The organism is uncultured Bradyrhizobium sp. (genome assembly GCF_936928535.1).
Lineage (GTDB): Bacteria > Pseudomonadota > Alphaproteobacteria > Rhizobiales > Xanthobacteraceae > Bradyrhizobium.
This window is the reverse complement of record NZ_CAKZHY010000111.1, coordinates 1-5,558: the sequence shown is the minus strand read 5'-3', so window position 1 is coordinate 5,558 and position 5,558 is coordinate 1. Positions and strand designations below refer to the sequence as shown.

The window sequence follows — 5,558 nt, the reverse complement described above, 5'->3', positions numbered from 1 at the left end:
GCGCCTCGTCCTTCGAGACGACCGCTTCGCGGTCTCCTCAGGATGAGGCTAAGCGACATTGGTGCCGTTGAGACTGCAGCCGCACACTTCGTCCTCATCCTGAGGAGCCCGCCTCAAGCGGGCGTCTCGAAGGATGTGCCGCAGGCAACAACAGGCATGCATGAAAATCGCTTGACCCCGGCAGTTCCGGATGATCGGTAGTGATCGTCCAGGGATGAAACAAAAAAATGCGGCTTCCGTTCTTCTACGGCTGGGTCGTGGTTGCGGTGACATTCGTCACCATGGCGATCGGCGTCAACGCGCGGACCTCCTTCTCGCTGTTCTTTCCGCCGATCATTGCCGAGTTCGGCTGGGAGCGGGGCGTCACTGCGGGCGCGTTCTCCTTCGGCTTCGTTGCGTCCGCCGTGGCCAGCCCGCTGATCGGACGGCTGATGGACCGCGCCGGCCCGCGCGCGGTGATGGAGCTCGGGGTGTTGCTGATGGGCGGCGGGCTGCTGCTGGCGCCGCTGACCAGCCAGCCCTGGCATCTCTATCTGACGATCGGCGTCATGGTCGGCGCAGGTTCGGTGTGCCTCGGCTATTCCGGCCAGTCGCTGTTCCTGCCGAACTGGTTCATCCGCAAGCGTGGCTTTGCCATCGGCATTGCGTTTGCCGGCGTCGGCATCGGCTCGGTGACGCTGCTGCCATGGGTGCAGCATTTGATCGAGCAGACCGGCTGGCGCACCGCTTGTACCGCGATGGGTCTGATGATCCTTCTCGTGCTGGCGCCGATCAATCTGCTTCTGCACAAGCGCCCCGAAGACATCGGCCTGCGGCCGGATGGCGACACCGAGCCGGTCGCGGGTGCCGCAAAGCCGGTCTCCAACATCGTCGACCCCGACTGGGCCGCGATCGACTGGACGCTGAAGCGGGCGGTTGCGACGGCGCGCTTCTGGTGGATCGCGCTCGGTTATTTCTGCGGCCTGTACATCTGGTACGCGGTGCAGGTGCACCAGACCAAATTCCTGCTCGACATCGGCTTCAGCCCGAGCGTTGCGGTCTGGGCGCTCGGTGCCGTCAGCCTGCTCGGTATCCCGGGCCAGATCTTCCTCGGCCATGTCTCCGACCGGATCGGGCGCGAATGGGTCTGGGCCATCAGCTGCGCGGGTTTTGCGATCTGTTTCGCAGCGCTGATGGCGCTGAAATACCAGCCTTCGTTCTGGCTGGTCTGGCTGATGGTGCTCACGCAAGGCGCGCTCGGCTACGGCCTCACCTCGATCATGGGCGCGGTGGTGTTCGAGATCTTTGGGGGCCGCCAACAGGGCAGCATCTTCGGCATGATCATGCTCGCGGCGTTGGCGGGCGGCGCGGCGGGGCCGTGGGTGACCGGCCTGCTCTATGATCGCGTCGGCAACTACACGCTCGCGTTTGGCATCGCCATCATTGTAAGCCTCCTCTCCGCGCTGTCGGTCTGGCGGGCCGCGCCGGGCAAGGTGCGGGCCGTGGCCGGCCGGCTGCACACGGTCCCGGCGGGAACTCGCGGGGACTAGGTTCCGTTCGCACCGGATTACCTCTGTGTCATCAGCGGAATGTTAAGCATGTCGCGGCTTGGCCTGATGCGGCCCGGTTGCAAAAACGTCTTGGACACCATCGAGGCGTTAGCCTGGAGCCGATTGCCGATGCTGCCGGGTCCAATGATGTCTGCCTACGACTGCCCTGTGACCGAAACGCCCGACGTGCTGCACGCCGTGCTCGAATGTGCCGACGACGGCATCGTCATCGTCGACAGTGAACATCGCATCACCCATTTCAATGCTGGCGCGGAGCGGATCTGGAAGCTTGCGCGAGCCGACGTGCTCGGTGGCGACGCCGCCATTCTCACGCTCAAATGCCTTCACGCCGATCCGGTCGTGGACATTCGCGACGAGATCAGCCTTGTCAGGCGCGACGGCAGCCGGATCAAGGCCACCATCGCGTTGTCGTCGACGACCATCGACGGCGCTGTCCGGCACATCGTGTTCGCGCGCGACGTCACCGCCGACGCCGAGCGTCGCGTCAGGATCGGGCTGCTCAACGCAGTCTCGGACCAGACCAATCGCGCGGTGATCATCACCGACGTCGACCAGAACATCCGCTACGTCAACTCGGCCTTCACGTCGCTGTTCGGCTACTCGAGCGAGGAGGCGGAGGGACGACATGTGGCGGAGCTCATTGCTGGTCGCCATACCGACCGCAGGGCGATCGGCAAGCTCGTCAAGCGGCTGATGGCCGGCGGCCGGCGTGGCGAGGTCGAGACACTGGCTTACGACAAGCACGGCGAGGAGGTCTGGGTCTGCGCGCGGCTCGACGCCTTCCGCGACAACAAAGGCCGGCTCAAGCACATCTTCGCGCTGGTCGAGGACATCACCGAGAGCAGGCAGTTGCGCTCGCTGCAGCAGCTCATCATGAGCGCGCTCGCCGACGAGGTGCCGATCACCGAGATTGCCGACCGGCTCTGCCGCCGCGTCGAGGAGATCGCGCCCGACGTCGTCTGCTCGCTGCTGCATATCGATGCTGCGGGCTTGATTCACCCGCTCGGCGGTCCGAGCTTGCCCGAGGACTATTCCCGCGCGCTGGACGGCATCGCGATCGGCCCGGCCGTCGGCTCCTGCGGCACCGCCGCCTTCTACGGCGAGCCGGTGCTCGCCAAGGATCTCGACACCGATCCGCGCTGGCAGCCTTACAAGGCCATGCCGCTCGCAATCGGCTTGCGTGCCTGCTGGTCGACCCCGGTCAAGGCCAAGGACGGCCGGGTCATTGCGACGTTCGCGTTCTACTATCGCGAGCCTCGCGCGCCGAGCAACTGGCACCGGCGCATTGTCAATGCCTGCGTCGACCTCGGCGCCTTCGCCATCGAACGCAAGGAAGCGCGCGCCGAGATCGCGCGGCTTGCCTATCACGACATCCTCACCGGACTGCCCAACCGCGCGCAATTGCGCCACCTGATCACGACCGCGATCAACGCCTGTCCGACCGGCAGCCATGTCGCGCTCGCCTTCCTCGACGTCGATCACTTCAAGGACGTCAACGACACGCTCGGCCATGCCGCCGGCGACGAGCTGCTGATCCAGCTCGCGCAGCGCCTGCGCGAGCAGATCGGGCCGGAAGACATGCTGGGCCGGCTCGGCGGCGACGAGTTCGTCGTCCTGCTGCCACATCGCAATGCCGAGGCCGCCGAGCAGGTCGCTGTCCGCATCACCGAAGCGCTGACCGCGCCGTTGCGGCTTGGATCGAAGCTGATGCCGATGTCGGCCAGCATCGGCATCAGCCTCTATCCCGACCACGCGACCGATATCGACACGCTGATGCAGCAGGCCGATGCCGCCATGTACATGGCCAAGCAGGCGGGCCGTTCGACCCATCGCATGTTCAACGCCGAAATGAACGGCCTGACCGAGCAGCGGCTGGCGATGATCGCAGCACTCCGCCGCGCCATCGCCGAGGGTGCGCTCAGCCTTAGCTATCAGCCGCAGATCCGCAGCTCCGACGGCGCGATCCACGGCGTCGAAGCGCTGGCGCGCTGGCACGATGCCGCGCTCGGCGATGTCTCGCCGGCCAAATTCATTCCGCTCGCCGAAGAATGCGGCCTGATCGAACAGATCGGCTTGTGGTCGGTGCGCGAGGCCTGTCGGCAGATGGCTAGCTGGCGTCGCGCCGGGCTCAACATCCCCTCAGTCTCGGTGAACTTGTCGCCGATCAATTTCCGCCACGTCGCGCTGGCCGCACGGCTCGAGGACGTCCTCGCCGAATACGATCTGCCGCCGGATGCGCTGATGCTGGAGATCACCGAAGGCACCTTCATGCAGGACGGCGCCGCTGCGCTGGAGACGATGCATGCGATCCGCGCGCTCGGCATCGGCCTGTCCGTGGATGATTTCGGCACCGGCTATTCGAGCCTCAGCCGGCTCGCCCACCTGCCGATCCGCGAGCTGAAGATCGACCGCAGTTTCATGCGCGACATCGACAAGGATGCCGGCGCGCTTGCCATCGCTACTGCCGTGGTCCGCGTGGGCCAGGGCCTCGGCTTGACCGTCGTCGCCGAAGGGGTCGAGACCGAAGGCCAGCGCAAGATGCTGGCCGAGCTCGGCTGCGACGTCGTGCAGGGCTTCCTCTACGCCCCCGCGCTCGCGCCCGTTGCCTTCGAGCGCTGGCTGATCGAGCACTGCGCCGAGCACGCGCGGGCGATGCTGGGCCGGCTGGATGTCAAGCCGGCGGGTGAGGGCGCGGTGAGGCGCTCGGCTTAGGCGCGCACCCAAGGATCACACCGGCGACCGCAAGATCGCCGGTATCTTCGTTTTGGTCTTGCAGTTCAGGCTGCGCGGATGAGGCCGAGCTGCTGCAAGGCCGTCACACCGTCGTCAAGACCGATTTCCTCGACGATCTTTCCGTTCTTGAGCTTCAACACGGTCGTGCCGGTGAACTTCATCTTGCGGCCGGTGTTGGCCGGCAGCGATCCCGCCAGGAAGTCGCCGAACGCCGGTCCGGTATGCGTGCCTCCGCCTTCCCATCGGCCGACGACATAGTCGCCTTCGGCGATGAGATCGGCCGCGCCCCAGAAGTTGAGATCGGGGAACGCTTGCCGGAAGTCCGTCATGAACGCCTTGATATCGTCGCGCCCACGCCGCGGCTCGTGCAGCGAATATTGCAGCAGCATGTCTGGCGCTGCGAGTTCATCGACAATTCCGAGGTCGCAGGTCTCGCCCCAGAACTTCGTGAACCACTGGCCAACGATGGCCTTGTTGTCGTCTTCAATCGCCACGATCACTTCTCCTGTCGTGTGCTTTGCTGCCCACCATGAGAAGCTATGACCGTCACACCGCTGCTCTCCCACCCGATTCCCGACGACGTGGCTACCCTTGCTCTTTTCCGGCATGAGGGTGTCGGTGTGGGACGTGGCGCGCCTTGCTGCGTCCCATCAGGCCAGAGCCGATCATTCCAGGTGAAGTTCGTTCAGCGAATTCTCGGACATGCCCGCCGCCGAATAGAGCTCGCCGTCCTTCATGAAGAAGACGGTGTTTTTCGGCACCTTCGCCGCGTACTTCATGATCGCGCTGCGATGCTCGTCTCCGAAGGTTCGGACGCTCATCTGTCCCGGCCCGCGATACATGTAGGCCATGTCGGACTTGAAATCCCAGCACGCTTCCGAGAGTGCCTGACTTGAGATGATCGCGAACGCAGCCGTTGCGATGGTCGTCTTCGACAGCAAGCCCATTGGAGATTCCTTTTGAGGACGCCTGACGTTGATGTGCAAATGCGTTCGTGGCCAATAACTCCCGCGGCAACGCCAGGCTCTTTCGAAAATGCATGCTGGTTTGCGGGAACACACGATATCGAGCGCGGCGACATCACCGACGAAGGCGCCATTGATTTCGCGGCGCTCATTCCGTCGTATTCCTATGGGGTTGCCCTCGGCAGCCAGCATGCCCTTAGTCGGGTCATCTCTTGGAAGCGGACATCGCCGAGCGCAGGGCTGAGGTCAGCCACGGGCCCAGGCTGTGTGAAAAGGCTCTGCTTCCTGTGATTCGCGCGATAAGATTCCC

At 64.7% G+C, this 5,558-nt stretch carries 4 protein-coding genes; 2 read left to right on the top strand and 2 right to left on the bottom strand.

What is annotated here, in order from left to right; all coding sequences use genetic code 11:
* Positions 1–227: 227 nt before the first annotated feature.
* Together Q0687_RS23250 and Q0687_RS23245 are read left to right on the top strand one after the other, a co-directional pair.
* Entirely contained in the window at positions 228–1,529 is a 1,302-nt protein-coding gene (locus Q0687_RS23250; protein WP_298881894.1) for an MFS transporter, read from the top strand.
* 129 nt (positions 1,530–1,658) lie between these two features.
* Positions 1,659–4,262, top strand: a complete 2,604-nt coding sequence (locus tag Q0687_RS23245; protein ID WP_298881890.1) for an EAL domain-containing protein — start codon at positions 1,659–1,661, stop codon at positions 4,260–4,262.
* 65 nt (positions 4,263–4,327) lie between these two features.
* Here Q0687_RS23245 and Q0687_RS23240 read toward each other — a convergent pair whose 3' ends face one another.
* The gene (locus Q0687_RS23240; protein ID WP_298881887.1) at positions 4,328–4,777 is read right to left on the bottom strand and encodes an ester cyclase; all 450 of its coding nucleotides are present in this window, start codon (positions 4,775–4,777) and stop codon (positions 4,328–4,330) included.
* Between the two features lie 171 nt (positions 4,778–4,948).
* Complete coding sequence (locus Q0687_RS23235; protein WP_298881884.1) at positions 4,949–5,440, bottom strand: hypothetical protein; 492 nt, start codon at positions 5,438–5,440, stop codon at positions 4,949–4,951.
* Between the last annotated feature and the right edge of the window lie 118 nt (positions 5,441–5,558).